This window comes from Bradyrhizobium sp. HKCCYLRH2047 (genome assembly GCF_051168175.1).
In the GTDB taxonomy this organism is placed as follows: Bacteria; Pseudomonadota; Alphaproteobacteria; order Rhizobiales; family Xanthobacteraceae; genus Bradyrhizobium.
In genome coordinates this window covers 385,973-411,754 of sequence record NZ_JBNPUM010000008.1, presented here as the reverse complement: position 1 = coordinate 411,754, position 25,782 = coordinate 385,973, and the positions used below count along the sequence as shown (strand labels likewise).

24 protein-coding genes and 1 riboswitch are annotated in these 25,782 nt (G+C 66.4%); of the genes, 12 read left to right on the top strand and 12 right to left on the bottom strand.

The window, feature by feature from the left end:
* Positions 1-285: 285 nt before the first annotated feature.
* From ACQR1D_RS21260 to ACQR1D_RS21250, 3 genes are all read left to right on the top strand, one after another.
* Positions 286-1,398, top strand: coding sequence for a DUF2336 domain-containing protein (locus ACQR1D_RS21260; RefSeq protein ID WP_316183560.1), 1,113 nt, complete (start codon positions 286-288; stop codon positions 1,396-1,398).
* A 206-nt stretch (positions 1,399-1,604) separates the two neighbouring features.
* A riboswitch (cobalamin riboswitch) is annotated at positions 1,605-1,822 on the top strand.
* 111 nt (positions 1,823-1,933) lie between these two features.
* Positions 1,934-3,994 (top strand): TonB-dependent receptor domain-containing protein, encoded by a 2,061-nt coding sequence (locus tag ACQR1D_RS21255; RefSeq protein ID WP_434894004.1) that lies wholly within the window; start codon positions 1,934-1,936, stop codon positions 3,992-3,994.
* A 75-nt stretch (positions 3,995-4,069) separates the two neighbouring features.
* Positions 4,070-4,648 (top strand): hypothetical protein, encoded by a 579-nt coding sequence (locus ACQR1D_RS21250; protein ID WP_434894003.1) that lies wholly within the window; start codon positions 4,070-4,072, stop codon positions 4,646-4,648.
* Positions 4,649-4,964: 316 nt separating this feature from the next.
* Here the strand turns inward: ACQR1D_RS21250 and ilvC are convergent, their stop codons facing one another.
* The 7 genes from ilvC to miaA form a co-directional block, all read right to left on the bottom strand.
* A complete protein-coding gene (gene ilvC, locus ACQR1D_RS21245; RefSeq protein ID WP_315713342.1) occupies positions 4,965-5,984 on the bottom strand; it encodes a ketol-acid reductoisomerase in 1,020 nt (339 codons plus the stop codon).
* A gap of 150 nt (positions 5,985-6,134) precedes the next feature.
* Complete coding sequence (locus ACQR1D_RS21240) at positions 6,135-6,737, bottom strand: LysE family translocator (protein ID WP_315805571.1); 603 nt, start codon at positions 6,735-6,737, stop codon at positions 6,135-6,137.
* Positions 6,738-7,008: 271 nt separating this feature from the next.
* A complete protein-coding gene (locus ACQR1D_RS21235; protein ID WP_315805570.1) occupies positions 7,009-7,698 on the bottom strand; it encodes a class I SAM-dependent methyltransferase in 690 nt (229 codons plus the stop codon).
* 3 nt (positions 7,699-7,701) lie between these two features.
* Positions 7,702-8,244 carry an acetolactate synthase small subunit gene (gene ilvN / locus ACQR1D_RS21230; protein WP_315805569.1) on the bottom strand — a complete coding sequence of 181 codons (543 nt, stop codon included), beginning with the start codon at positions 8,242-8,244 and terminating at the stop codon, positions 7,702-7,704.
* A 176-nt stretch (positions 8,245-8,420) separates the two neighbouring features.
* The gene (locus tag ACQR1D_RS21225) at positions 8,421-9,404 is read right to left on the bottom strand and encodes a threonine dehydratase (RefSeq protein ID WP_434894002.1); all 984 of its coding nucleotides are present in this window, start codon (positions 9,402-9,404) and stop codon (positions 8,421-8,423) included.
* Positions 9,405-9,670: 266 nt separating this feature from the next.
* Entirely contained in the window at positions 9,671-11,440 is a 1,770-nt protein-coding gene (locus ACQR1D_RS21220) for an acetolactate synthase 3 large subunit (protein ID WP_315805567.1), read from the bottom strand.
* A gap of 442 nt (positions 11,441-11,882) precedes the next feature.
* Positions 11,883-12,800: a tRNA (adenosine(37)-N6)-dimethylallyltransferase MiaA gene (miaA, locus tag ACQR1D_RS21215; RefSeq protein ID WP_434839278.1), complete on the bottom strand. Its 918-nt coding sequence runs from the start codon at positions 12,798-12,800 to the stop codon at positions 11,883-11,885.
* Between the two features lie 3 nt (positions 12,801-12,803).
* On the opposite strand from miaA, the gene serB reads away from it, so the two are divergent.
* Positions 12,804-13,694: a phosphoserine phosphatase SerB gene (serB, locus tag ACQR1D_RS21210; RefSeq protein WP_315805565.1), complete on the top strand. Its 891-nt coding sequence runs from the start codon at positions 12,804-12,806 to the stop codon at positions 13,692-13,694.
* A 392-nt stretch (positions 13,695-14,086) separates the two neighbouring features.
* Positions 14,087-14,356, top strand: a complete 270-nt coding sequence (locus tag ACQR1D_RS21205; protein WP_316217063.1) for a hypothetical protein — start codon at positions 14,087-14,089, stop codon at positions 14,354-14,356.
* A 20-nt stretch (positions 14,357-14,376) separates the two neighbouring features.
* Here ACQR1D_RS21205 and ACQR1D_RS21200 read toward each other — a convergent pair whose 3' ends face one another.
* Positions 14,377-15,798: an MFS transporter gene (locus ACQR1D_RS21200; protein WP_434896498.1), complete on the bottom strand. Its 1,422-nt coding sequence runs from the start codon at positions 15,796-15,798 to the stop codon at positions 14,377-14,379.
* Positions 15,799-15,836: 38 nt separating this feature from the next.
* Between ACQR1D_RS21200 and ACQR1D_RS21195 the strand changes: the two genes are divergently transcribed.
* The 7 genes from ACQR1D_RS21195 to arsH all read left to right on the top strand — a co-directional run bounded on the left by ACQR1D_RS21195 (position 15,837) and on the right by arsH (position 20,452).
* On the top strand, positions 15,837-16,817 hold the full coding sequence (locus ACQR1D_RS21195) for a LysR substrate-binding domain-containing protein (protein WP_434894001.1): 981 nt from the start codon (positions 15,837-15,839) through the stop codon (positions 16,815-16,817).
* 28 nt (positions 16,818-16,845) lie between these two features.
* Positions 16,846-17,376, top strand: a complete 531-nt coding sequence (locus ACQR1D_RS21190) for a GNAT family N-acetyltransferase (RefSeq protein WP_434839280.1) — start codon at positions 16,846-16,848, stop codon at positions 17,374-17,376.
* A gap of 167 nt (positions 17,377-17,543) precedes the next feature.
* On the top strand, positions 17,544-17,840 hold the full coding sequence (locus tag ACQR1D_RS21185; RefSeq protein WP_316239572.1) for an ArsR/SmtB family transcription factor: 297 nt from the start codon (positions 17,544-17,546) through the stop codon (positions 17,838-17,840).
* Positions 17,837-18,889, top strand: a complete 1,053-nt coding sequence (locus ACQR1D_RS21180) for a permease (RefSeq protein WP_316239571.1) — start codon at positions 17,837-17,839, stop codon at positions 18,887-18,889. The genes ACQR1D_RS21185 and ACQR1D_RS21180 overlap by 4 nt, the downstream gene beginning before the upstream one ends.
* 16 nt (positions 18,890-18,905) lie before the next feature.
* A complete protein-coding gene (locus ACQR1D_RS21175; RefSeq protein ID WP_316239570.1) occupies positions 18,906-19,142 on the top strand; it encodes a thioredoxin family protein in 237 nt (78 codons plus the stop codon).
* Positions 19,127-19,639 carry a GlcG/HbpS family heme-binding protein gene (locus ACQR1D_RS21170; RefSeq protein WP_316239569.1) on the top strand — a complete coding sequence of 171 codons (513 nt, stop codon included), beginning with the start codon at positions 19,127-19,129 and terminating at the stop codon, positions 19,637-19,639. The genes ACQR1D_RS21175 and ACQR1D_RS21170 overlap by 16 nt, the downstream gene beginning before the upstream one ends.
* A gap of 111 nt (positions 19,640-19,750) precedes the next feature.
* Positions 19,751-20,452, top strand: coding sequence for an arsenical resistance protein ArsH (gene arsH, locus ACQR1D_RS21165; protein WP_434839437.1), 702 nt, complete (start codon positions 19,751-19,753; stop codon positions 20,450-20,452).
* Positions 20,453-21,637: 1,185 nt separating this feature from the next.
* Here the strand turns inward: arsH and ACQR1D_RS21160 are convergent.
* The 4 genes from ACQR1D_RS21160 to hflK form a co-directional block, all read right to left on the bottom strand.
* Complete coding sequence (locus ACQR1D_RS21160; RefSeq protein ID WP_434839281.1) at positions 21,638-23,140, bottom strand: Do family serine endopeptidase; 1,503 nt, start codon at positions 23,138-23,140, stop codon at positions 21,638-21,640.
* 231 nt (positions 23,141-23,371) lie between these two features.
* The gene (locus tag ACQR1D_RS21155) at positions 23,372-23,578 is read right to left on the bottom strand and encodes a DUF2065 domain-containing protein (protein WP_315713359.1); all 207 of its coding nucleotides are present in this window, start codon (positions 23,576-23,578) and stop codon (positions 23,372-23,374) included.
* A 120-nt stretch (positions 23,579-23,698) separates the two neighbouring features.
* Positions 23,699-24,640 carry a protease modulator HflC gene (gene hflC, locus ACQR1D_RS21150; protein ID WP_316183602.1) on the bottom strand — a complete coding sequence of 314 codons (942 nt, stop codon included), beginning with the start codon at positions 24,638-24,640 and terminating at the stop codon, positions 23,699-23,701.
* Positions 24,637-25,764, bottom strand: coding sequence for an FtsH protease activity modulator HflK (hflK, locus tag ACQR1D_RS21145; protein WP_315805554.1), 1,128 nt, complete (start codon positions 25,762-25,764; stop codon positions 24,637-24,639). Before hflK ends, hflC begins: the two co-directional genes overlap by 4 nt.
* Positions 25,765-25,782: the final 18 nt, after the last annotated feature.

Below are 25,782 nucleotides of genomic sequence, written 5' to 3'. Positions count from 1 at the left end.
TAACCTTTCCGCCTCGCTCGCCTGTCTTCGCCGGGTCTGCAAGGAGGTGATCGCACCTCATTCCATCGATTGTCCGGCGAATCTCCGAAAGGCCGGGCTCCGACCCGTCTTCCCCTCTATGCGTATCGTCTTAATTTTCCGTATCCGTGTTTCCCCGGAGTACTACGCCCTCCGCCCCTAACGCATTGTTATCGCCCGTGCCGAAAACTGCCCCGGCCGAAAGCCTTGCAGCGGATCCCACACGCGTTGCTGTCGCTCCGGCAATCCGGACCAACGAGCGCGATCGTGTCACAGCCAGAACAGCTTCCGCTTTCAGAAAACTCCATCATCACCGAACTCGAAGAAGCCGTCCGCAGCGGCTCCTCGGCGAAGCGCGTCAACACGCTGCGCCAGGTCACCAACCTGTTCCTGCATGACGGCGAACGCCTCAGCGAGGACCAGATCAAGGTGTTCGACAACGTGCTGTGCATGCTGGTCTCGCGGGTCGAGACCCGCGCGCGGGCCGAGCTCAGCAAGCATCTCGCGCCGGTCGACTATGCGCCCGTCGAATTGATCCAGCAGCTCGCCCGCGACGACGAAATCTCGGTGGCCGAGAACGTGCTGATGCACTCGAGCCGGCTCACCGAGCATACGCTGGTGGAGGTCGCGGCGACCAAGGGCCAGGATCACCTGATGGCGATCTCCAGCCGCCCGCATCTGACCGAGGCGGTGACCGACATCATCGTCGACCGCGGCGAGCGCCGGGTCATCCGCAAGCTTGCCAACAACCAGACCGCGCGCTTCTCCGAGACCGGCTATTCCGGGATGATGGCGCATGCCGAGGACGACGACGAATTGTCCGAGATCATCGGGCTGCGCATCGACCTGCCTACCAAGCATCTGCGCGACCTCCTGCGCCGCGCAACCGAAGCCGTGCGCGCCAAGTTGATGGCCTCGGCGCCGCCGGCGTTGCAGCAGGAGATCAAGAAAATCCTCAAGGCGATCGCCGACGTTGCGCGCAGCGACGGCGGCCTGATCGGGCGCGACTTCACGCTGGCCGAAGAGGCCGTCAAGCGCATGAAGGGGCTGAACGAGCTCAACGATGCCGCCATCGCCTTCTTCGCCGAGACCCGCCGCTTCGGCGAGGTGTCCGCCGCACTCGGCCTGCTCAACAACGTCCCGACCGAGATGATGGCCAAGGTGCTGGAGGGCCCGCGCACCGACATCGTGCTGATCCCCTGCCGTGCCGCCGGGCTGGCCTGGTCGGTGGTGGCGAAGATCCTGACCCACCGGCCGATCAAGCACGCCATCGACAGCGACACGCTGAAGCTCGCGGAACGCGACTATTCCCGCCTGTCCCTCGACACCGCCCAGCGCACCCTGCGGTTCTGGATGGTGCACAACAAGGTCGAGAAGTAAGCGGCGCTCGCAAGCGATCCGCGCCGGAATTGATTCGCGCCTCACATCCCGCTGTCGTCCCTGCGAACGACAGCTGTGGGGCGTCGCGGGCGCCGGGTATCTCACGCCGAACGCGGCGGCCGAGAGAGTTCGCCACACGCAATCCACTCCAGCGCGTTATCGCCAGGAGATCACCGGGCGCTGGATTGACTTTGGTGCGCCCGCACTCCTACGGTGACGGCGACGGTGCCCCTCGACCGGGGCTCAATAGGGAATGCGGTGCCGGATGCGTCTCGCAAGGGACGTGACCGAAGGCCGCAGCTGCCCCCGCAACTGTAAGCGGCGAATCTCGCGTCAGAGGCCACTGGGAAATCTCGGTCCCGGGAAGGCGACGTGGAGGTGACGACCCGCGAGCCAGGAGACCTGCCGTCAGCCGTGGTCACACGCGAGGATGCCGGTCGGGGCGTTATTGGCATCGTTTTCAGGCAGGCCTGCAAAGGCGTGCATGAGACCTCGTTCGCGGTGACGTGCCACTGACGTCATGCCGAGGTCACTCGTGTCTCCCGTTCCCCATGCCAGGCGCCGTCGCGCCCTTCTGTCGTCGTTCTGCCTCCTCTCGTCGTTCGCGCTGCTCGGTCCCTCCCCCGCAACGGCGCAGCAATCCGCCTCGCCCGATCTGCTGCCGCCGGTCGAGGTCGACCCGCCGCACCGGCCGATCGCTCCGAAACCGGCCATCCCCCGCAGAGCCGGCAACGCCGCGCATCAACAGATGCCGGCGGCAAAGCCGGAATCGCCGGCCAGCCCGCCCGTCGCGGTCAGCCCGGCCGGCATCGTGACGCCGGTCGCCAACGTCGCGAATGCGATCACGGTGGTGACCGACAAGGACATCGCCGCGCAGCAGGCCCGCACGGTGCCGGACATCCTGAGCACCGTCCCCGGATTGAACGTCGTGCAGGCCGGCGGCCCGGGCGGCCAGACCAACGTCTTCATGCGCGGCACCAATGCCAACCACACCAAGCTCATCATCGACGGCATCGACGTCGGCGACGTCACCAACAGCAACGGTGCGTTCGATTTCGCGCATCTGCTCGCCGCCGACATCCAGCAGCTCGAGGTGCTGCGCGGGCCGCAGAGCGGGCTGTACGGCTCCGATGCGATCGGCGGCGTGATCTCGGTGATCACGCGCAAGGGCGACGGCCCGGCGCGGGCGACCGCCTCGGTCGAGAGCGGGTCGTTCAAGACCTTCAACCAGTCGGCCGGCGTCAGCGGCTCACAAAACAATGTCAACTACGCGGTCAATGTCGCGCACCTGCACGCCGGTGACGTGCCGGTGACACCATGGCAACTGCTCCCGGCCGGGCAGAAGGCGATCGGCAACGCCTACGACAACGTGACCGCCTCGTCCAAGCTCGGCGTCGATCTCAACGAGGCCTGGACGTTGAACTCGGTGATTCGATACACCGACGCCACACTGCTGTTCACCGGCGACAGCGGCTTTCCCAGCGTTCCCGATGCTATCAGGAGCAATCACACCGTCCACCAGCTGGCAACACGCGAAGAGGCCGTGTGGTCGCTGCTCGGCGGCCGCATCAGGAACTACTTCGGCGTCAACTACGTGAACAACTGGTCGTCGGATCTGACGGCCGGCAATCCCGTGGCCGCGGTCGCCACGGGGGAACGCATCAAATATGACTGGCACGCGGTGACCGAACTGGCGCCGCACAACAATCTCGTCGTCGGGCTGGAGCAGCAGACCGAGCGGCTGAAAACAACTGATCTTTCCGCCGAGAACGGCAACAAGGCCGGCTTCATCGAGTTGCAGACGGAGTTCGCCAAAAGCTGGTTCGTGGTGGCGAGCCTGCGCAACGACGTCAACGAGCAATTCGGCGGCCATGGCACCTTCCGGATCGCGCCGGCGGTGATCCTGCCGGTCACCGGGACCAAGCTGAAGGCGAGCTACGGCACCGGCTTCAAGGCGCCGACCTTGAGCCAGCTGCACCAGGATTTTCTGGCCTTCAACTTCTTCGCCAATCCCAACCTGAAGCCGGAGCAGAGCACCGGCTACGACGCCGGCTTCGAACAGCCGCTGTTTTCGGATCGCATCCGCTTCGGCGCGACCTACTTCCACAACAGCATCACCAACCTGATCAATTTCAACGCCACCTTCACCTCCTACGCCAATGTCGGCCTCGCCACCACCGAAGGCACCGAGAGCTTCGTGACGGCTGATCTCACCGACCGGATCTCGCTGCGTGCAGACTACACCTTCACCCGCGCGGTCGATGCGGCCACCGGCCAGCAGCTATTGCGGCGGCCGAAGGAAAAATGGAGCGCCACCGCGACCTGGCTGCCGACCGACGCGCTGAGCCTGTCGGCCACCGTGCTGCGGATCAGCGACTGGCTCGATGTCAGCCGCGACGGCATGACCACGGGCCTCGTCGCGCCCGGCTACACGATCGTCAACCTGCGCGGCGACTACGCGCTGTCCGACCAGGTCAAGCTGTTCGGCCGGATCGATAACCTGTTCAACCGTCACTACCAGAACCCGACCGGATTCCTCGCGCCGGGCTTCGGCGTGTTCGGCGGCCTCCGGGTGGCGAGCTCCGGTGTGCAGTGACGCTGCCGACCAACCTCCCGGCGGCTGACAGAAGCTGCCGAAATGGACTACAATCGCAATAGAAGGAGATGTTCCATGACTCTCGACGTTCTCGCCCGATCTGGTTCCGGGGCTCGCCTCGCGCCCGTTCCGCAACGGCATGCCGCTGCGTTCTGCTTCGCGCTGCTGACAGCGGCCTGCGCGCTGGCGAGCTTCGTGTTCGCCTGCGCGACGCCGTTTGCGGCCTTCGCCGTGATCGCCGCCGCCATGCTGCCGCTGCGCATGGCGCTGCCGGTGATGCTCGGCGCCTGGCTGGTCAACCAGGGCGTCGGCTTCGGCGCGCTGCACTATCCGGTCGATGCCAACACGCTGGCCTGGGGCGCCATGATCGGTGTCGCGGCGCTCAGCGCCACCGTCGTGGCCCGCATGGCGCTGGCGGCTTTGCGCACGGCACCAGCGCCGCTCGCGTTTGCCGTCGCGCTCCTCAGTGCCTACGCCGCCTATGAGCTGGTGCTGCTGGCCGCCACGCCCGCACTCGGCGGGGCCGCGAGCTTTACGCTCCCGATCGTCGCCCGCCTCGGCCTGACCAGCGCCGCCTGGCTGGTCGGCCTCGTCGCGGTCAGTGAGATCGTCCGCCTGCTCACGCCGCTGGCTTCGCGGCACACGGCGTCCTGACCGAACCAGCATCAGCGGTTAGGCGCTCGTCGTCTTCCCGCCCACTGCCGTCGTCCCCGCGAACGCGGGGACCCATACCGCGTGATGTGAGTTGGCGGAAACGGTCTGGATCATCGTCCTTCGCAAAACAAAAGCCGGTGGTTATGGGTCCCTGCGTTCGCAGGGACGACAGCTGTGGGTGTTGCAAACGGCCGGGCTGAACCACGCTTCGCCGTCGCAGCCACGAAAAAGCCTCCGCCCGACAAGGACGGAGGCTTTTGATTGAGCCGATGGCGGGGACCGCGCTACCGCGGTCCCAACCGTCGAATATGACAGCTCAGTTCTTGCTCTTGTCGACCAGCGCGCCCTTCTTGATCCAGGGCATCATGTCGCGCAGGCGGGCACCGACTTCCTCGATCGGGTGCTGGGCAAGCTTGGCGCGGGTCGCCTTGAACGAGGTCTGGTTGACCTTGTTCTCCAGCATCCAGTCGCGCGCGAAGCGGCCGGACTGGATGTCGTCGAGCACGCGCTTCATCTCGGCCTTGGTCTCCGGCGTGATGATGCGCGGGCCGGTGACGTACTCGCCGTACTCGGCGGTGTTGGAGATCGAGTAGTTCATGTTGGCGATCCCGCCTTCATAGATCAGGTCGACGATCAGCTTGACCTCGTGGAGGCACTCGAAATAGGCCATCTCCGGCGCGTAGCCGGCCTCGGTCAGCGTCTCGTAGCCGGCCTTGATCAGTTCGACCAGGCCGCCGCACAGCACCGCCTGCTCGCCGAACAGGTCGGTCTCGCACTCTTCCTTGAAGGTGGTCTCGATGATGCCGGCGCGGCCGCCGCCGATCGCCGAGGCGTAGGACAGGCCGAGGTCATGGGCGTTGCCCGAGGAATCCTTGGCGATCGCGATCAGGCAGGGCACGCCGCCGCCGCGCTGGTACTCGGAGCGGACGGTGTGGCCGGGGCCTTTCGGCGCGATCATCAGCACGTCGAGATCGGCGCGCGGGTCGAGCAGGTTGAAGTGGACGTTCAGGCCGTGGGCGAACACCAGTGCGGCGCCCTGCTTCATGTTGTCGTGCAGGTGCTCGCGGTAGATGTCGCCCTGCAGCTCGTCCGGGGTCAGCATCATCACGAGGTCGGCCCACTTCGCGGCCTCGGCGACTTCCATCACCTTGAAGCCGGCGCCTTCGGCCTTCTTGGCCGAGGCCGAGCCCTTGCGCAGCGCGATCGCGACGTCCTTGACGCCGGAATCCTTCAGGTTGAGCGCGTGGGCGTGGCCCTGGCTGCCATAGCCGACGATGACGACCTTCTTGCCCTTGATCAGGTTCAGATCGGCGTCGCGATCGTAGTAGACACGCATTGTCGTTTCCTCTTTGAGATGGCCGGAATTGGCTGAAAAGTCAGACGCTTGGGTGAGGCACGGGCGGCTGCGCCCGGACGAAATCCGGCCCGTGTCTAGAGCATTTTGGGTCCCGTTGGAAACCCCGATCTCGCATGGCGGCGGCGTCCTTCATGCGTCCATGAAGACGGGATAGAGCGAGGCGAGCAGCAGCGCGGCCATCAGGATGTTGAAGGCGCGGACCGCACGGTCGGAGCTCAGCAGCGGCCGCAGTGCGGTGCCGAACAGGGTCCAGGTGATGGTCGAGCCGATCGCCATCACGAAGCTGATCGCGACCTGCAGCCCGACATTGGCCGGAAAGCTGGCAATCGCGGCATAGGCGGTGATGGTGCTGATCACCATCACCCAGCCCTTGGCGTTGACCCACTGGAACAGCGCCGCGCCCCAGAACGACATCGGGCCGCGCGGCGTGGTGTCCTCAGGCTTGGTCGATCCGGACAAGGCGATCGCAACCGCCAGGTAGATCAGATAGGCCGCGCCGAGATATTTCAGAACGTCTTGCAGGACCGGGTAGCGGATGAACACCGTGGCCAGCCCGAAGCCGACCGCGCCGACCATGAAGGCGAAGCCGAAGCTGACGCCCATCATGTGCGGCACCGTGCGGCGGAAGCCATGGGTCACGCCCGACGACAGCAGCATGATGTTGTTCGGCCCCGGCGTGAACGCCATCACGAAGGCGAAGGTGACGAAGGCGATGAGGAGCTGCTGGGACATCAGGACGTTCTCGCCGCAAGCAAGCACTGACTTGCGGTCACCTGCGCATGGCGGCCGCGCCTGTCGCGGCGCGGGCAGTGCAACCTCGCCCCGCTTGCGGGGAGAGGTCGGATTGCATCGCCAGGTGCAATCCGGGTGAGGGGGTACAGGTCTAACGGCGAACGCTCCCCGTGCGGCTGCCCCTCACCCCGACCCTCTCCCCGTAAGAACGGGGAGAGGGAGCGCACCGTCGCCTGCGCGAAAGTGAGACTCACCAATCTGCCGCTCATAGCTAGCCCTGCCCCGCCGGCTTCTGCAGCACGTAGGTCGCGTGCATCGGGGCGTGATAGTCGGCGGACACCGTGACGAAGCCGACCTCGGTCAGCATGCGCTCCATCACCCAGGCGAAGGTGGAGTTCTCGTCGCGCATGTGGGTGATGACGCTGTCGCGGGCGAGGTCGTGGTTCTTGATGTTGAAATCCGCCCATTGCTCAACCGAGCGCTCCGCGCCGTCGGGCATGGAGACATAGACGATGTCGCGCAGGAAGAACTGCGCGCCCGGCTTCAGCGCCGCGAAGATCCGTGCCAGCGCCACCGCCTTCCAGAAATCCGGCAGGTGGTGCAGCGTGAACTCGCTGGCGATCAGGTCATAGGTGGCAGGCTCATAGGCGAACGACAGCAGCCCCGCCGAATGCATCCGCACCGCGGTACGGCGGTCGCGGGTGTAGATCTTGGTCAGCGCCAGCATCGCCGGCGAGATGTCGATGGCGTCTACCACGGCCCCCATCAGCGCCGCTTCCGTCGCCAGCACGCCATTGCCGCAGCCGATGTCGGCCACCCGCCAGCCCGGCTTGACACCGAGCATCTTCAACGCGGCGCGCGCACGCTCGTCGGCATCGTCGCCCGAACCGTAGATCGAGGCCACGGCATGATCGAGACCGATCCGGTTGCGTTCGTTGTAGTACCAGTCGCGCGCCAGCATGGCTCACATCCCTTCCGGTCCCCGCCCGATCGCCGCAATGCCGGTCCTGGCGACTTCCACCAGGCCCAGCGGACGCATCAGATCGATGAATTGCGTGATCTTGTCGGTGTTGCCTGTGATCTCGAACACGAAGCTCTCGGTCGTGGCGTCGATCACGCGGGCGCGGAACGCATCCGCCAGCCGCAGCGCCTCGACGCGCGGCTCGCCGATGCCGCGCACCTTGACCATCGCCAGCTCGCGCTCGATCGCGCGTTTCGTCAGCGTCATGTCGACGACGCGATAGACCGGGATCATGCGGTCGAGCTGATGCTTGATCTGCTGGATCACCATCGGCGTGCCGGTCGTGACGATGGTGATGCGCGACAGGTGCTTCTGGCTCTCGGTCTCGGAGACGGTGAGGCTCTCGATGTTGTAGCCGCGCCCCGAGAACAGGCCGATGACCCGCGCCAGCACGCCGGGCTCGTTCTGCACCAGCACGGCAAGCGTGTGCGTTTCGTTCGGATCGTGGCGGTCTTCGATGAAATAGGCGGAGGCTGGCTGGTTCATTGGTGTCCCCTTAGAATTTCATCCGTCATGGCCGGGCTTGTCCCGGCCATCCACGTCGAGCGTCGCGCGTGCGGCATCGTGGATGCCCGGGCCTTCGCCGCGCCGAAGCGGCTTCGGCCGCGCAGGCGGGTCAAGCCCGGGCATGACGGCGGTATGTGGAGTGAGCGGAGTGCCCATTACGACAACTCCGCCATTTCTTCGGTTGCTGCCGGCAGCACCCAGCGCCTGAACAAATCGAGATCGATGTTGCCGCCGGTCAGCACCAGACCGACGCGCTTGCCGGCCAGCCTGCCCTTTTCCTGCAAGGCGGCTGCGAGCGACGCCGCACCAGCGCCTTCGGCGAGATTATGCGTGTCGGTCCACAGGATGCGCACGGCCTCGGCGATCTCGGCGTCGCTGACCTGCACGATCCGCGAGGCGCCTTTCAGGATGATCGCGAGCGCATCCGCATCCGGGCTGCGCGTGGCGAGACCATCGGCGTGGGTGTCGGCGCTGTTGGTCGTCACCACCGTCCGCGCGGCGAACGACAGCGCGTAGGACGGCGCCTCGGTCGACTGCACGCCGACGATCTCGGTCTTCAGGCCCAGGAGATCGCGCGCGAGGATGCAGCCGCAGATGCCGGAGCCCTGCCCGATCGAGACGTAAAGCACGTCGAGATCGGGGGCGCTGCGCAACAGCTCCAGCGCGTAGGTGGCGACACCGCGCACGAGATCGCGATGGAACGACGGCACCATGTGCAGGCCGTCGCGCGCAGCGTGACGCCCGGCTTCCTCGCGCGCCTCCTGGAAGTCGCTGCCATGCTCGATCAGCGCAGCGCCGAACGCCGCCATCGCGCGGTTCTTCTCGACCGAGTTGCCCCGGGGCACGTAGATCGTCACCGGCAGGCCGTTGCGGCGGCCGGCGAAGGCGATGCTCTGGCCATGATTGCCGCGCGTCGCGGTGATCAGGCCGCGGACATCGGGCTGCGTGCGCTTGAGGCTGTCGACATAGACCAGCCCGCCGCGCACCTTGAAGGCCCCGGCTGGGGTGTGGTTCTCGTGCTTGACGACGACGTGCGTCCCCAGCCGCTGCGCCAGCAACGGCCACGCATGCGCGGGCGTCGCCGGCACCGCGGCGGCGACGATGGCGTGGGCGGCTTCGAGCTCAGCGAGCGTGAACATGGAATTGCTCATTTGTCAGAAGCGGACAGCTCCAGGCGCCGCTGCGCTCCCTCTCCCCGTTCTTACGGGGAGAGGGTCGGGGTGAGGGGCAGACGCACGGGACTTGCGCGTGGTGAGACCTGTACCCCCTCACCCGGATCGCATCTGGCGATGCGATCCGACCTCTCAGCGCGAGCGAAGCTCGTCGCGCCCCCGCAAGCGGGGAGAGGTTGAGAGCCAGACTGCCGAACGCGCGTGCCATCACCGCACCATCACTCCTGTCGAACTCACACCAGCGCCTTGCCACCCGCGAACGCCGCGGCCGGATCGGATGCCTCGGCCGGCAGGATCATCTCGTTGTGCGCCTTACCCGAGGGGATCATCGGGAAACAGTTTTCGAGCGCGGCGACGCGGCAGTCGAACAGCACCGGCTTCTTGACCGAGATCATCTCCTTGATCGCGCCGTCGAGGTCGCCGGGCTTGCTGACCTGCAGACCAACGCCGCCATAGGCTTCGGCGAGCTTGACGAAGTCCGGCAGCGCCTCCGAGTAGGAATGCGACAGGCGGTTGCCGTGCAGCAGCTGCTGCCACTGCCGCACCATGCCCATGTACTGGTTGTTGAGGATGAAGATCTTGACCGGCAGCTCGTACTGCACGGCCGTCGACATCTCCTGCATCGTCATCTGCACCGAGGCGTCGCCGCCGATGTCGATGACCAGGCTGTCGGGATGCGCCACCTGCACGCCGATCGCCGCCGGCAGGCCGTAGCCCATGGTGCCGAGGCCGCCCGAGGTCATCCAGCGGTGCGGCTCCTCGAAGCCGTAGAACTGCGCCGCCCACATCTGGTGCTGGCCGACCTCGGTCGTGATGTAGGTATCGCGCCCGCGCGTCAGCTCGAACAGCCGCTGGATCGCATATTGCGGCATGATCACGTCGCGGTTCGGCTTGTAGGCCAGCGAGTTGCGCGCGCGCCAGACGGCGATCTCCTGCCACCACGACTTGATGTCCGGCTTCTTCGCCTCGGCCCTGAACACCTGCAGGATGTCGGCGAGCACATCGCCGCAATCGCCGATGATCGGCACGTCGACGCGGATGTTCTTGTTGATCGAGGACGGATCGATGTCGATGTGGATCTTCTTCGAGCCGGGCGAGAACGCATCGGTGCGCCCGGTGATGCGGTCATCGAAGCGCGCGCCGACGCACAGCATGACGTCGCAATCATGCATCGCCATGTTGGCCTCGTAGGTGCCGTGCATGCCGAGCATGCCCAGCCAGTTCTTGCCCGACGCCGGATAGGCGCCCAGCCCCATCAGGGTCGAGGTGATCGGAAAGCCCGTGACCTCGACCAGCTCGCGCAGCAGCTTCGAGGCTTCCGGGCCCGAATTGACGACGCCGCCGCCGGAATAGATCACCGGCCGCTTGGCCGAAGCCAGCAGCGCCACGGCCTTGCGGATCTGCATCGCGTCGCCCTTGACGCGCGGCGAATAGGACACGTGGACGTCCGACTTGCGCGGCGGATGATAGGTGCCGGTCGCGAACTGCACGTCCTTCGGCACGTCGACCACGACCGGCCCCGGCCGGCCCGTGGTGGCGACGTAGAACGCCTCGTGCAGCACCTTGGCGAGGTCGTTGACATCGCGGACCAGCCAATTGTGCTTGGTGCAGGGCCGGGTGATGCCGACCGTGTCGCATTCCTGGAACGCATCGTTGCCGATCAGGTGCGTCGGCACCTGGCCGGTGATGCAGACCAGGGGAATCGAATCCATCAGTGCGTCCGCCAGCGGCGTCACCATGTTGGTCGCACCGGGCCCCGAGGTCACCAGCACGACGCCCGGCTTGCCGGTCGAGCGCGCATAGCCTTCGGCGGCGTGGCCGGCGCCCTGCTCGTGGCGGACCAGGATGTGCTGGACCTCGCTCTGCTGGAAAATCTCGTCATAGATCGGAAGCACCGCGCCGCCCGGATAGCCGAAGATGTGCTGCACGCCGTGGTCGATGAGCGCGCGCACGATCATCGCGGCGCCGGTCATCTGGTTCGGATCGTGGCTCTTGTCGGTCATGGTGGGCTCCGGATCGCTGATCTCAGCGGCTTGTCGTTTTGGTCGGTCGGTTCGGTCGGCTGGTTTTCTGTTGGTTCAGCGTGGTCGGGTCGCTTCGGGCAATAAAAAAGGGCCCTGGAAGGCCCTGCGCACCGCTCGGATCATGGATGGCCGCTAGCCATCCCCGGCGATGCGCCTGGGTACGACTACGATAAGGAGGGCAATAAAGTTGCGCATGATGCCGAGCAAGCTTCCCAAAGGTTGCGCGAAACATAGCCATGGTTGCCTCGATGTCAAGGCAAAGCCGGCTCTGCTGCGCGATTTATGGATGTTAACGCGGAATTTTCCGTTCGGCGAGCGGTAATTTGGCCATCACGCCGTCATTGCGAGCGAAGCGAAGCAATCCAGGGGCCCCACTCGACAACTCGGGATCGCTTCGTCGCTGCGCTCCTCGCGATGACGATCAGAGGGATGCCACCCACGCCCGCGCCGCCTCGGGGCTCATCCACTCGAACTCCGGCAACTGGTGCCGGAACCAGGTGAACTGCCGCTTGGCGTAATGGCGGGTGTCGGCCTTGCCGATGGTGGCCGCCTGCTCCCGCGTGATCTCCCCTCTGATATAGCGCATCAGCGCCGGCACGCCGTGGGCCTTCATCGCCGGCAGCAGCGGGTCCAGGCCGCGCGCGGCCAGCCGCTCGACCTCTTCCAACGCGCCGCGGTCCAGCATCAGATCGAACCGCGCGTCGATCCGCTGATATAGCGCCTCGCGCTCGGGAGCGATGAACAGCGCCCGAGTGCTGCCCGCCGGCAGCAGCGGTGGCGTCGTCTCTGCGTGCCAGTCGGCCAATGGCCGACCGGTGGCCTCGATCACCTCCAGCGCGCGGGCCACGCGGGTGCGGTCGCGGACGTTCAGCCGCGCGGCCGCCGCCGGATCGCGTCGCGCCAGCTCGGCATGCAAGGCCTCGACGCCGTCGCGATCGAGCCTGAGGCGCACCGCGTCGCGCACCTCATCCGGCACGGGCGGCACCGCGGACAGCCCTGATGTCAGCGCCTTGAAATACAAGCCGGTGCCGCCGATGAAGATCGGCAGCCGCCCGGCCCGCTGCACCTCGCCCAGGATCTCGGCGGCATCCCGGACAAAATGGCCGGCCGAGTAGTTCACGCTGGCATCAACATGGCCGTAGAGCCGGTGCGGCACGGCGGCCTCCTCGTCGCAGGTCGGCCTTGCCGTCAGCACCCTCAGATCGCCGTAGACCTGCATGGAATCGGTATTGATGACGACCCCGCCCGCTTTTTGCGCAAGTTCCATCGCCAGCGCCGACTTGCCGCTGGCGGTCGGCCCTGCGATAAGCACCGCTTTGTTGATCCCTGGCAAAGTCACCCGATGTCTCTCGTCGCCACCTTCATCTGCAATCCCGCCGATCCCGCGCTTGATACCACGATCGTGGAGGCCTTCCTGGCCGTGCTGCCGTCGCCGGGCACGCCGCGCTGGCTGTTCGACGAGGTCGCGATCGACATCCCGTTCGCCCATGACGGCGAGGTCCACAAGCTCGAGGCGCGCCTGCGCGACCTGCGCGGCGACATGCCGATCGACATCGTCGTGCAGGCGGAAGCGGTCCGGCGCAAGAAGCTTTTTCTCGCCGACATGGACTCGACCATGATCGGCCAGGAATGTATCGACGAGCTCGCCGACTTCGCCGGGCTGAAGCCGCGCGTCGCCGCCATCACCGAGCGCGCCATGCGCGGCGAGATCGCATTCGAGCCGGCGTTGCGCGAACGCGTCGCATTGCTGAAGGACCTGCCGGTGAGCGTCGTCGACGAAGTCCTGACCAAGCGCATCAAGCTGACGCCGGGCGGCCGTCACCTGGTGATGACCATGCGCGCCAACGGCGCCTATACCTGCCTGATCTCCGGCGGCTTCACGCTGTTCACCAGCGCCATCGCGGCCAAGATCGGCTTCCAGGAGAACCGCGCCAACGAGCTCGTCGTCGACGGCGGCAAGCTCACCGGCGAGGTGCGCGAGCCGATCATCGGCCGCGACGCCAAGCTCGCCACCCTGATCGAGCTGCGCGAGTCGTTCGATCTCGACGCGATCGACACGCTCGCGGTCGGCGACGGCGCCAACGACCTCGGCATGATCGAGGCGGCCGGTCTCGGCGTCGCCTATCACGCCAAGCCGGCGGTCTCTGCCGCCGCCTCGGCCCGCATCGACCACGGCGACCTCACCGCCCTGCTCTATGCCCAGGGCTACACGCGCGATCAGTTCGTGGACTGACGAGACTGCGGCCGCGCGGCAGGCCATTAATCAATGGTTTTGCGAACGCTCGAAGATTGCAGTCGTATTGTCCATGGGCGAATCGCCGCCCAAGCAAAGCCGTTACCAAAGCCCTGCCTTCATCGGCTCTCGATCAGCGCATCATCAGGATTTTGTTTCAATCCAGCGCACTCGCACGCAACTCCATTCCAATCTCATTTCAGATCGCAAATCACATCATTCACCTTCCGCATCAAGGCGGCACGCGAACTGCCATTTTAACCGCATCACCAATCCATGAATTGTCAAATCATGCTGCAGCGCATATAAAGCTGACAACGCTAGGGAGTGTCCAAGGAAGCGAAAGCGATTGCAGGTGATGCAATCGATCATCGTCACAGAAGGACCTCCCGATGACCATCAAGCACATCATTCCCGGCTCTCTTCTTGCCCTCGCGCTGCTGAGCGGCGCGGCTGTTGCCGGCGAGCTGCCGAGCTACGAAGTCGGCGCGCTGCCGGCCACCCCGCACCAGCTCTCCGTCGTCGGTGCATCCGCCGCGCAGCAGACCGTTGCGATCAATGCGGACAGCACCGCCACCCCGGTCCAGCTCTCTGTGCTCACCCAGCATCGTCGCAGCGCCGCTCTCGCCGTGCCGGCGACCGTGGGCAGCGTTCGCAACTGATCGACAGGCCGTCTCCGCCATCAGGCAACTTGCTGCTGCTTCTCCCCGCAGGTCGGCGCGACCGTGGCCGAGGGCAGCAGCAGGAATGCCGATGCGCTCGCCGCCGCGCAGACCGGCGCAGCGACCCAGAATACCCACGCGTAGTTCGGTACTTCGCCTGATCTCCCCAACACCGCGCCGAGCACCGCGATGCCGATCGCAAAGCCGGCTTGGCGCATGACGACCGTCACAGCCGCGGCCATCCCAGCCTGATCGGCCGGGACCAGCGCAACCACGGCCCCCGACAATTGCGGATGGGCCAGCGCGGCTCCGCTTCCGATCACGGCCATTGCGATGTGCACGAGCCACGACCGGAGCGCCGGATCGGGCATGGCCAGCGCGCCGACGAAGACAAGATTGCCCAGGGCGATGATAGCCAGCGCGACCGTGAAGTGCCGCCGCCATCCCCACCGGACGACCAGTCTTGCACCGAGCGGCGGCAAGACCAGCATCGGCAACGTCGCCGCGAGCATCGCAAACCCGCATTCGGAGGCAGTCCAGCCGAACGTCGCACGGAGAAAACCCGGCAGGAAGACCAGCACGGCCCAGTAGCCGAGCGATACGGCATTCAACAGCAGCGCGACGGCAACCATCGCGCGGTTGAGGAAGATCGCTGGATCGAAGATCGGCTGCGTGCGGCGCCGCTGCTGCCAGAGGAAGGTCGCCCAAAAAAGCGCCGCCAGCACGACCCCCAGGATCAGTTCCGGTCCGCCGTGACCGTGCAGCAGGGTTGCAATCAGCATGCAGAGCGCCGCGCTAAGAAGACCCATCCCGAGATAATCGAGCGGACGCCGCGCCGAACTGCGCATTTCGGGAACGAGCCGGGGAATGCTCCAGGCCGCCAGCAGGCACGCCGGCAGATTGGCGGCGAAGATCCAGCGCCAACCGATCCACGCGGAAATGCCGCCGCCGATGCTCGGTCCGACCGCCATCGCAACGCCCGAGACGACGCCGAGCCCCCCCAACACGCGCGTGCGCAAGGCGGCCTGCGGATAGAGAGCGGCAATCAACGCAATACCGCCGGTCATCACGAAAGCCGCGCCCAGTCCCTGCAACACCCGCGCGAGCCCGAGGGTCAGGCCGTCGGCCGACAGCGCGCACACGACCGATGCGGCGGCAAAAACGAGGTTGCCGCCGAGTATCGCTCGGCGACGGCCCAGGCTGTCGGCGAGAGCGCCCGCGACCAGAAGCGCCGCCGTGAAGGCGAGGCTGTAGCCGTCCATCATCCAGGCCTGGCCGGCGATCCCAAGCCCAAGCTCGTCCGCGATGGTGGGCAAGGCCACCACCACGGCGGTCACATCGAAATTGGTGAGGAAAGCCGCCAGGCTCAGGGCGAGCGCCGGCCACATGGACGGCGCCGTTGCGACGTCGGCCGACGATGACGTGGAACGGGCTGTCGGCATTTGGCGGCCTTCGTCATGGAGAGGGACGGGCCAAAGATATGGCCGGCGCACCCATTCACGTCAGCATGAATCTCGTTCATACTTGGCCGATGCGATCTCTTCCGCCATTCGACGGTCTCGTTGCCTTCGAGGCAACCGCCCGCCACCGTAGCATGACCTTGGCAGCGACGGAGCTCGGGCTGACGCAGAGTGCTGTCAGCCACCGGCTGCGCAAGCTCGAGACTTATCTCGGCGCCAAGCTGTTCAACCACCGCAGCGGGACCGGACTGTCGCCGACGACGGCCGGCACCTCGCTGCTCACGGAGATCGTTGGTCTGCTCGACGAGATGGCGCTGCTGCGCGCGCGCTACCGCGCCGCCGCGCAGCCCGCGGTGTTGAAGGTCGGCGTGAGCGCAGCCTTGTCGCACTACTGGCTGGTGCGTCGGTTGCCCGGCTTTCTGTCCAGACACGGCGACGTCGGCGTCGAACTCGTCGTCGCCGAGAGCGAGGCTCAGGCGCGCGCAGCTGATGTCGATCTCCAGGTGCTGTGGTTGCCGAAGGCTGCGGCGCGCGCGAGCTCGACGCAACGGCTGCTGTTCAGAGAGCGCGTCTTTCCGGTCGCCATGCCGCGCCTGTTGCCGCGCGGCCGCGCCTTGCACGATGTCCGCAATCTCGCGAACTACCCCATCATTCACAAGGGGCGCGCCGGCCGCGACGACGGCGCTGAATGGTCATGGCCCGCATGGTTCGAGAGGCTCGGCCTCGGCGCGGAGGCTCCCGTCGGCATTCGGGTCGATACGATCAGCCTGGCGCTCGCCGCAGCGATCGAGGGCGCCGGCGTGGCGCTGGGACGATCGCTGCTCGTGCATGACGCACTGGCCGAGCGCCGCCTGACGCGCGTCGTTTCGGCCGAATGGGACGTGCCGTCCAGCAAGGTGCATGTCGTGCGCTGGCCGGCCGTGCTCAGCAGCGATACGCGCGTCCGGTTTTTCACGAACTGGCTCGCGAGCGAAGCAGCGCTGCTCTCCGATAGTGAGTGATGCGTAGACAGGATATGGAGAAGATTTCTTGAGTGACATCATCATCCGCGCCGCGACCAGCGAAGACGCGCCGGCCGTCGCGGCGCTCCATGCGGCGAGCTGGCGCGACGCCTATGCCAACATCCTCGCGCCGGAGTTTCTCAGCAGCGCCATCGACGCCGACCGGCGCGCGGTCTGGACGCAGCGGCTCGGCACGCCGGCCGTGGATCAACTCGTCAACGTCGCACGCGACCCGGCCGGGTTGATGCGCGGCTTCATCTGCTGCTATCGCGACGCCGACCCGGTGTGGGGACATCTGGTCGACAATCTTCACGTCGCGGCCGAGACCAGAGGCTCGGGGCTTGGAGAGCGGCTGCTTCGCGGCGCGGCTCGCCTGCTTTCGGCAGGCGCGTCACACTCTGGATTGCACCTCTGGGTCTTCGAGGCCAATGTCGCCGGCCTCCGGTTCTACAGGCGGCTTGGCGGCCGCATCGTCGACACCAAGCCCTCCGGCATTCCCGCGGCTGACGGAAAGACCGTCCTGCGCGTGCATTGGCCTGACATCACTCAGCTCGCCTGATCCGGCATCGCCGGTGCGCGCAGACATACAGCCCGCAAGCCGCTGAGCCCAGTTTGCATCATCCCCTCGACGGGTCCGGGAATTGTCATCGCCGGCAGCGGCGTGCCAAGACAAAGGATATCATATGCGCTATTGCGCAAATACGCAAATACGAATATATCTCCGTCATGTCCGATCCTGTTCCGCTGCTCGCCGCCCTGGCCGAGCCGACCCGCCTCGCAGCCCTGCGCATCCTGTGGGATGGCGGCGAGCATTGCGTCTGCGAACTCATGCGGCAGCTGGGCGCAAGCGCGTCGCGCATGAGCCGGCACATGGCGGCCCTCAAGGCCGCAGGTCTTGTCATCGACCGACGCGACGCCCAGTGGGTGCGGTATCGGCTGAGCCCCGACCTGGCGCCTGACCGGCGCGCCATTCTCGAGACCGTCATGGCGGCCATGGCTGAGCCGAACAGGAACGCAGCATGAAAACCGAAACTTCAACCTATCCTGACGGGTCGGCATCGGCTGTGATCTGGATCGTCGCGACGGCCGCTGCGGTCGCGATGTGGTTTGCGGTCTACTGGCAGCTGGAAGCGTTCTCGGCATGGCTGGTGTCGTCGCTGCCGGTGCCCCGCGACAGCCATCTGGAAGAAGCCGCGCGGTTCTTCGTGTTCGACGCGCCCAAGGTCCTGATGCTGATGACGCTGGTCGTGTTCGGCATGGGCGTCGTGCGCAGCTTCTTTTCAGCCGAGCGAACTCGCGCATTGCTCGCCGGCAGGCGCGAGGGCCTCGGCAATGTCGCGGCTGCAATCCTCGGCGTATTCACGCCCTTCTGCTCGTGCTCGGCGGTGCCGCTGTTCGTCGGCTTCGTCTCCGCTGGTGTCCCGCTCGGCGTGACCTTCTCGTTCCTGATCGCGGCGCCAATGGTGAACGAGGTCGCGCTCGGCCTGCTGTTCGCACTGGTCGGCTGGAAGATCGCCGCGATCTATCTGGCCTTCGGCCTGGCGGTCGCGATCGTGGCGGGATGGATCATCGGACGCCTTCATCTCGAAGGGTGGCTCGAGGCATGGGTTCGCAACGTGCGCGCCGGACAGGCGGATCTGCAGCCGGATTCACAGAACGTGGCCGATCGCATCCGGGCCGGAATCGAGGCGGTGCGCGACATCGTCGGCCGCGTCTGGGCCTGGATCATCGTGGGCATCGCGGCGGGCGCATTCATTCACGGCTATGTCCCGAACGACCTGCTCGCCTCGATCATGGGCAAGGACCAATGGTGGTCCGTGCCGGCCGTGGTGCTGATCGGCGTGCCGATGTACGCCAATGCCGCGGGCATCATTCCGATCGTCGAGGCGCTGCTCGGCAAGGGCGCGGCGCTGGGAACGGTGCTCGCCTTCATGATGAGCGTCATCGCGCTTTCGTTTCCCGAGATGCTCATTCTGCGCAAGGTGCTGACGCTCCGGCTGATCGCCGTCTTCGCGGGCGTCGTCGCCGCCGGCATCGTCGCCGTCGGCTATCTCTTCAACGCCCTGTTCTGATGAAAGGACAAGCCCCATGAAGAACGTCAAGATTCTCGGCTCCGGCTGCAAGCGATGTGTTCAGACCGCAGCAATGGTCTCCGCGGAAGCAAGCAAGCTCGGCATCGAGATCGAGCTGGAAAAGATCACGGACTTCGCCGACATCGCCAGGTTCGGCATCGCCTCGACGCCGGGCGTGGTGATCGACGGCAAGGTCGTTCATGCGGGCGGCCTGCCGAAGGCCGAGGACATAGCGAAATGGCTGTCGACGTGATGTTGCGTCTGCTGCTCGCAGCCGTCCTCCTGCTCGGCCCGGCTGTCGTTGCGCGCGCCGACGAGCCCACATGGACGCGGCGGATCATCGCGCCGGACACGGCGCTCAAGGCGGCACAGGCGGCGCTCGCCGAGTGCCGCAAACGCGGCTGGCAGGCCGCCGTGACCGTGAGCGATCCGTCGGGGCTTGCGCTGGTCACCCTGCGCGACCGTTTCGCTGGCTGGCATACGCTGGAGGCCGCGACGGGCAAGGCGCGGACGGCGGCGAGCTGGCGCGAGGCGACGAGCACGCTCGCAGCCCGGCTGGCTCGACCGGACGCCGCGGAGCGGGCCATCGTCAACGTTCCCGGCGTTGTCATGGTCGGCGGCGGCATGCCAATAGAGGCCGCTGGCCAGCAGGTCGGAGCGATCGGCGTATCCGGCGCGCCCGGAGGCGACAACGACGACATCTGCGCGAAGGCCGGCATCGAAGCGGTCGCCGCGGACATCGCGTTCTGAGCTCTTGGCGTTCTGGGCGGCTTGGCGTTCCGAGCGCTTCTGCCGGCGGATCTCGAACGAGGACGGCCGACGCCGATCATTTTGCCGGAGGATACCGCGTTGTCTGACACGATGCCTCAATTGGACGAAACCTCCTTCCATCCCATCGACCGCGCGAAGCTGCTGGAGCCCGCTCTCTCCTCCCACCCTCCGCGAATCCTGCTGCTCTACGGATCGCTCCGGCAGCGCTCGTTCAGCCGGCTGCTCACGGAGGAAGCGGCGCGCGTCCTCGCGCGCTATGGCGCGGAGACACGCACCTTTGATCCGCGCGGACTGCCGCTGGTCGACGACGCCGAGCCGGATCATCCGAAGGTCCGCGAGCTGCGCGATCTCGTGACCTGGTGCGAAGGCATGGTGTGGTGCTCGCCCGAGCGGCACGGCGCGATGACCGGCGTGATGAAGACCCAGATCGACTGGATCCCACTGTCGCTCGGGGCCGTCCGGCCGACGCAGGGCAAGACGTTGGCCGTGATGCAGGTCAGCGGCGGCTCGCAGTCGTTCAACGCCGTCAATCAGCTGCGCGTCCTCGGCCGCTGGATGCGCCTGATCACCATTCCAAACCAGTCCTCGGTGCCGAAGGCCTTCGCGGAGTTCGACGACGCCGACCACATGAAGCCGTCGCCCTATTACGATCGCGTCGTCGACGTGATGGAAGAGCTCGTCAAGTTCACGCTGCTGACGCGCGACCGGGCTGAGTATCTGGTCGACCGCTATTCCGAGCGCAAGGAGAATGCCGAGGCGCTGTCGACGCGGGTCAACCAGCGATCGCTGTGAGGCTCCGGCCGCGCGCTCCACCCTGCCCGGAACGTCGTCGCCGGCCGGCGGGGGCGCTGCAGCAGATTCTGAAAAAAATAATCTTCTTGCGCTTTATCTGAAATCATGATTATCTCCCCGCATCCCGCCTCACTGCGGAGGGGCGTTGCGCGCGATCGTCACGACACGCGAGGTGGGGATGCGATGGCCGCGGTGAAGCCGCAGCGTGTCTTCGGGCACGCCGACGAACGGCTTTGCTGCGGACGTGAAATCGCAGCGTCCTGATACCCCGACGCTGGTATCAAGCCGCGATGGCGCTGATGTGCCGCGTGGTGATGGTGGCCAACAAGCCCGGCGCACCAGGGAGACTGCGTATAAGCGTGAAGACCGTCGCGCAGGGAATGCCGGAGTGTTCGGCACCACCTGTGGTACCTGCCGCCTGCATTTTTTTCGCAGGCGGGCCATGGGTGAGGCCTTCACCCGGCATTCCCTGCGCCCTCTGCATTTCGAGAGGGACGAACTGATCGCAGACCTCGGGCGCCATGCGCCGCGGGAATGTGATCTTACGTCCTCATGCCGATAGCGTCGCCTGCGCTGTTTGAGATGTAAATCGGATGTTTCTCCACCGTCGTCCCGGACAAGCCGTGACGCGCTCCAGCGCGGCACGGCGCCGATCCGGGACCTATACTCCGCGGCGGAGGTCATGGGCGAGCTGATAACGGCTCGCCTGCCTCAAACCACTCCCTGTGGCTATGGGTCCCGGCGCAAGGCCGGGACGACAGCGGAGTTTGTAGCTGCCGCAGGGTGGGCAAAGCAGCCGCCCGCAGGGCGGTCGCGTGCCCACCGTCGTGCCGCGAGCTCGGAGCCAGATGTGGTGGGCACGGCGCGCGATGGAGCGTCATCTCTAGCGCGAGGTGGGGCGCGCCTTTGCCCACCCTACAGCTACTACGCGAGGTCATCGGCGCTGTCAGATACAGCGCCCTCTCCCCTTGCGGGAGAGGGCATCGCCGTCCTATCCACGTGCGCACTCGGGTGAGGGGTCTCTCTCCGCGGACGTCGCTCGTTGAAAGAGACCCCTCACCCGACCGAGCTTGACGCACCAGCGTACATGCCCTCTCCCACAAGGGGAGAGGGCGCATTCATGCGCACCGCGCTCTTGCTCATGGCTACGGTGCGGAGCCTGACGATTGCGACCGCAGCAGGTCCCTACTGCAAGCTCAACGCCACGAACCGCAGCTCGCCGTCGGCGTTCGACACCAGCAGCAGCACCGACTTCTTGCCGTCCTTCTTGAGCTGGTCGACGCGCTTCTTGATGTCGGCGCCCGAGGTCACCGCCTCCTGGGCGACCTCGACGATGACGTCGCCGGCCGACAGCCGCTTCTCGGCGGCGTCGGAGGCCTGGTCGACGCCGGTGACGACGACGCCCTTGACGCTGTCCTTAATCTTGTAGCGGGTACGCAGGTCCTTCGACAGCGCGGCAAGATCGAGCCCGAGCGCCTTCTGGGTCACCGGCTTCTCGGCGGGCTCGTCCTTCTTGATCGCCGCCTGCTGCACCTTCTCGTTGTCCTCGAGCCGACCGAGCTTGACCTTGAGCGTCTGCTCCTGGCCCTTGCGGATGACGATGACGTCGACCTCCTTGCCGACGGCGGTGTCGGCGACGATGCGCGACAGGTCCTTCGGCTCCTTGATGTCATGGCCGTCGAACTTGACGACGACGTCGCCGGGCTCGATGCCGGCCGGCTTCGCCGGTCCCTTGTCGTCGACGCCGGCGACCAGCGCGCCGCGCGCCGGCTTGATGTTGAGGCTCTCGGCGATCTCGTCGGTCACGCCCTGGATGCGGACGCCGAGCCAGCCGCGGCGCAGCTCGCCGAACTGGCGCAACTGGTCGACGACGCCGGCCACGGTCTTCGAGGGCACGGCGAAGCCGATGCCGATCGAGCCGCCGGACGGCGAGATGATCAGCGTGTTGACGCCGATGACCTCGCCATCGAGGTTGAACAGCGGGCCGCCGGAATTGCCGCGGTTGATGGCGGCGTCGGTCTGGATGTAGCTGTCATAGGGGCCCGACGAGATGTCGCGGTTCTTGGCCGAGACGATGCCGGCGGTCACGGTGCCGCCGAGGCTGAACGGGTTGCCGATCGCGACCACCCAGTCGCCCAGCCGCAGCTTGTCCGAATCGCCGAACTTGACCACCGTCAGCGGCCGCGGCGGCTTGAACTTGAGCACCGCAAGGTCGGTCTTCTTGTCGACGCCGACCAGCTCGGCCTTGATCTTGGTGCCGTCGTTCATGATCACGTTGATCTCGTCGGCATCGGCGATGACGTGATTGTTGGTGACCACGACCCCGGACTCGTCGACGATGAAGCCGGAGCCCAGCGAGTTGGTGCGGCGCGGCGAGTTGTCGGCCCCACCCCGGCCGCCCGGACCGCCGCGGCGGTTCTTGAAGAAATCGTCGAAGAACTCCTCGAACGGCGATCCCGGCGGCACCTGCGGATTGGCGTTGCGGTTCTCGGACGAGCCGCCCTTGGGCTCGACGGTCTGCGAGGTCGAGATGTTGACGACGGCGTCGATCACCTTTTCGGCGACATCGGCGATCCCCTCCGGCCCCCGCGCCGAGGCCGGGACCGGCGCGAGCGCCCAGCCCGCGGCAAGAACCGCCGCGGTCAGGATCGGACGCAGTGGACGGCGGAAAGCAAGGGTCGCGGTCATCGGGCGGATCTCCAGAAAAGTCGGCAAATTCAACCGGTACAGTGCGCCGGAACCGGCGGGCGACGCAAGCACGCCGGATCGGACGGCAGATTCATCATTGAGGGCGACCTAATACGGCAAAATGGCGCAGCCATCGCCTCACAATGGCGTTGGCCGGGCGGTTGACGGTCATTGCCGCGGCCGGGCCTCGTTCCTGTGCGGCGGCCGCGCGGGCAGATGCCGATGCGCCCCTCAGATCGGCCGCCGGATCACCCAGATCAGGACCAGGCCGGCGACAGCAGAGCCGATGCCGACCGCGCGCAGCACGTTGTCGGGCGTGGTCATCGCGGTCTTCATGGCCCGCCGCATCCACTCCGGACTGGCCGCGAACAACAGGCCTTCGAGCACGAACAGGATACCTAATCCGATGAGGAAATCGGAAAACGCAATGGACCTCATCGGACCCGGACCTCCCGTTCGACCTTCTTGATATGTAACGGGGCGAAGCAACGGCTTCGCCCCGTTCATGTCAACTCTTATTCACCCGGATCAACCGCCCTGGTCATCGGGGCCGATGCATCAGGGCTTGGGCGCCGGCACCGCGGCCGCCGCGGTCGAGCTGCTGGCGGTGGACGGCGTCTCCCCCGCCGGCTTCCCCGAGGGGTTGGCGAAGTAGCGGAAGAACTCCGAATCGGGCCGCAGCAGGAAGCGGGTGTCGCCGGACTTGAGGCCGTTCTCATACGCCGTCATCGAGCGGTAGAAGGCGAAGAAGTCGCGGTCCTTGCTGTAGGCCTCGGCGAACAGCCGGTTGCGTTCGGCATCGCCGGCGCCGCGGGTCTGCTCCGCCTGCGAGTTGGCCTCGGCGACGATCACGGTCGCCTCGCGATCGGCCTTGGACCTGATCTCCTGGGCCTTCTGGCCGCCGAGCGCCCGGAACTCCTCGGCCTCACGCTGCCGCTCGGTCTTCATCCGGTTGTACACCGCCTGGCTGTTGGCCTCCGGCAGGTCGGCGCGGCGGATGCGGACGTCCACCACCTGGATGCCATAGGCGTCGGCCTCCTTGTCGAGCTGATCGCGGATCTTGCGCATCAGCGCCTCGCGCTCGTCGCGCACGACTTGCGTGAAGGTGACCTCGCCGAGCACGCGGCGCAGCGCGGCGTTCAGCAGCGTGCCGAGCTGGACGTTGGCGGTCTGGATCGAGCCGACGCTCTGGTAGAACTGCAGCGCGTTCTTGATCTTGTAGCGCGCGAAGGCGTCGACCACGAGCCGCTTCTGGTCGAACGCGATCACCTCCTGCGAGGGGTTCTCGAGGTCGAGGATGCGCTTGTCGATCGAGATCACGTTGTCGATGAACGGTGCCTTGAAGTTCAGGCCGGGCTCGGTGACGACGTCGACCGGCTTGCCGAACCGCACCACCAGCGCCTGCTCGGTCTGGTTCACGGTGAACAGCGAGCTGTAGCCGATGACGACGAGCACGAGCACGGCGACGAGCGCGACGATGCCTGCAACGGGGGACCTCATCGGACGCCTCCCTGCTGAGCGGCCGGCGCCGGACGGCGCGGCAAGAGATCGCCGAGCGGCAGCAGCGGCACAGGGCCGCCGGTGGCGCCAGAGTCGAGCACGAGCTTCTCCGAGCCACCGAGCACGCGCTCCATGGTCTCGAGATAGATCCGTTCGCGGGTCACGTCGGGCGCCTTCTTGTACTCGTCATAGACCTTGAGGAAGCGCGCGCTCTGGCCCTTGGCCTCGGCGATCGCCTGCTCCTTGTAGCCTTCGGCGACCTGCAGGATCTGCGCGGCACGACCGCGCGCATCCGGCACCACCTTGTTGGCGTAGGTCTGGGCTTCGTTCTGGAGACGCTCGAGGTCGGCACGCGCCGCCTGGACGTCGCGGAACGCCTCGATCACCTGGGCCGGCGGATCGACCTTCTGCATCTGCACCTGGGTGATCTGGATGCCGGAGCCGTAATTGTCGAGCGTCTTCTGCATCAGCTCCTGCACGTTCTGCTCGATCACGGTGCGGGCGCCGGTGAGGATCGGCTGGATGTTGGAGCGGCCGATCACCTCGCGCATCGCGCTCTCGGCCACCGCCTTCACGGTGCCCTCGGGGTTCTGGATGTTGAACAGGAAGTCGGCCGCGCCCTTCGGCTTGATGCGCCAGAGCACGGTGACGTCGACGTCGACGATGTTCTCGTCGCCGGTCAGCATCAGGCTCTCCTCCGGGACATCGCGACCGCTGCGGCCGCGCCGGCCGGGATCATCATTGGCGGTGATGCCGATCGAGATCGAGTTGACGCGCAGCGCCTTGGGCAGCAGCACGGTCTCGATCGGATAAGGCAGGTGATAGCGCAGGCCCGGCTGCTCATCGCGGACATATTTGCCGAAGCGCAGCACGACGCCGAGCTCCTCGGACTGCACGCGGTAGATGCCGGAGGCGAGCCAGATGATGATGGCGCCGAGCACGATCAGGAGCACGCCCGCGGTGCCGAAGCCGCCGCCCGGCACGAACTGCTGCAGCCGGTCCTGGCCGCGCCGCAGAAGATCTTCCAGGTCGGGCGGCCTTGGACCGACCGGTTGCGGTCCCGAGCCCCAGGGCCCCTTCGGACCCTGACCCCACGGGCCTCCGCCCTGATTCTTCCACGCCATCGATCGATCTCCTCCGAG

Bases quoted from the DNA above. Each gene is read 5' to 3' on its own strand.
- serB (WP_315805565.1), top strand. From the start codon at position 12,804: ATGTCTCTCGTCGCCACCTTCATCTGCAATCCCGCCGATCCCGCGCTT.
- ACQR1D_RS21170 (WP_316239569.1), top strand. From the start codon at position 19,127: ATGGCTGTCGACGTGATGTTGCGTCTGCTGCTCGCAGCCGTCCTCCTG.
- ilvN (WP_315805569.1), bottom strand. From the start codon at position 8,244: ATGAACCAGCCAGCCTCCGCCTATTTCATCGAAGACCGCCACGATCCG.
- ACQR1D_RS21205 (WP_316217063.1), top strand. From the start codon at position 14,087: ATGACCATCAAGCACATCATTCCCGGCTCTCTTCTTGCCCTCGCGCTG.
- ACQR1D_RS21250 (WP_434894003.1), top strand. From the start codon at position 4,070: ATGACTCTCGACGTTCTCGCCCGATCTGGTTCCGGGGCTCGCCTCGCG.
- ACQR1D_RS21220 (WP_315805567.1), bottom strand. From the start codon at position 11,440: ATGACCGACAAGAGCCACGATCCGAACCAGATGACCGGCGCCGCGATG.
- ACQR1D_RS21235 (WP_315805570.1), bottom strand. From the start codon at position 7,698: ATGCTGGCGCGCGACTGGTACTACAACGAACGCAACCGGATCGGTCTC.
- ACQR1D_RS21160 (WP_434839281.1), bottom strand. From the start codon at position 23,140: ATGACCGCGACCCTTGCTTTCCGCCGTCCACTGCGTCCGATCCTGACC.
- ilvC (WP_315713342.1), bottom strand. From the start codon at position 5,984: ATGCGTGTCTACTACGATCGCGACGCCGATCTGAACCTGATCAAGGGC.
- arsH (WP_434839437.1), top strand. From the start codon at position 19,751: ATGCCTCAATTGGACGAAACCTCCTTCCATCCCATCGACCGCGCGAAG.
- ACQR1D_RS21225 (WP_434894002.1), bottom strand. From the start codon at position 9,404: ATGTTCACGCTCGCTGAGCTCGAAGCCGCCCACGCCATCGTCGCCGCC.
- ACQR1D_RS21195 (WP_434894001.1), top strand. From the start codon at position 15,837: ATGGCCGGCGCACCCATTCACGTCAGCATGAATCTCGTTCATACTTGG.
- ACQR1D_RS21175 (WP_316239570.1), top strand. From the start codon at position 18,906: ATGAAGAACGTCAAGATTCTCGGCTCCGGCTGCAAGCGATGTGTTCAG.
- hflK (WP_315805554.1), bottom strand. From the start codon at position 25,764: ATGGCGTGGAAGAATCAGGGCGGAGGCCCGTGGGGTCAGGGTCCGAAG.
- ACQR1D_RS21180 (WP_316239571.1), top strand. From the start codon at position 17,837: ATGAAAACCGAAACTTCAACCTATCCTGACGGGTCGGCATCGGCTGTG.
- ACQR1D_RS21200 (WP_434896498.1), bottom strand. From the start codon at position 15,798: ATGCCGACAGCCCGTTCCACGTCATCGTCGGCCGACGTCGCAACGGCG.
- hflC (WP_316183602.1), bottom strand. From the start codon at position 24,640: ATGAGGTCCCCCGTTGCAGGCATCGTCGCGCTCGTCGCCGTGCTCGTG.
- ACQR1D_RS21185 (WP_316239572.1), top strand. From the start codon at position 17,544: ATGTCCGATCCTGTTCCGCTGCTCGCCGCCCTGGCCGAGCCGACCCGC.
- ACQR1D_RS21155 (WP_315713359.1), bottom strand. From the start codon at position 23,578: ATGAGGTCCATTGCGTTTTCCGATTTCCTCATCGGATTAGGTATCCTG.
- ACQR1D_RS21240 (WP_315805571.1), bottom strand. From the start codon at position 6,737: ATGTCCCAGCAGCTCCTCATCGCCTTCGTCACCTTCGCCTTCGTGATG.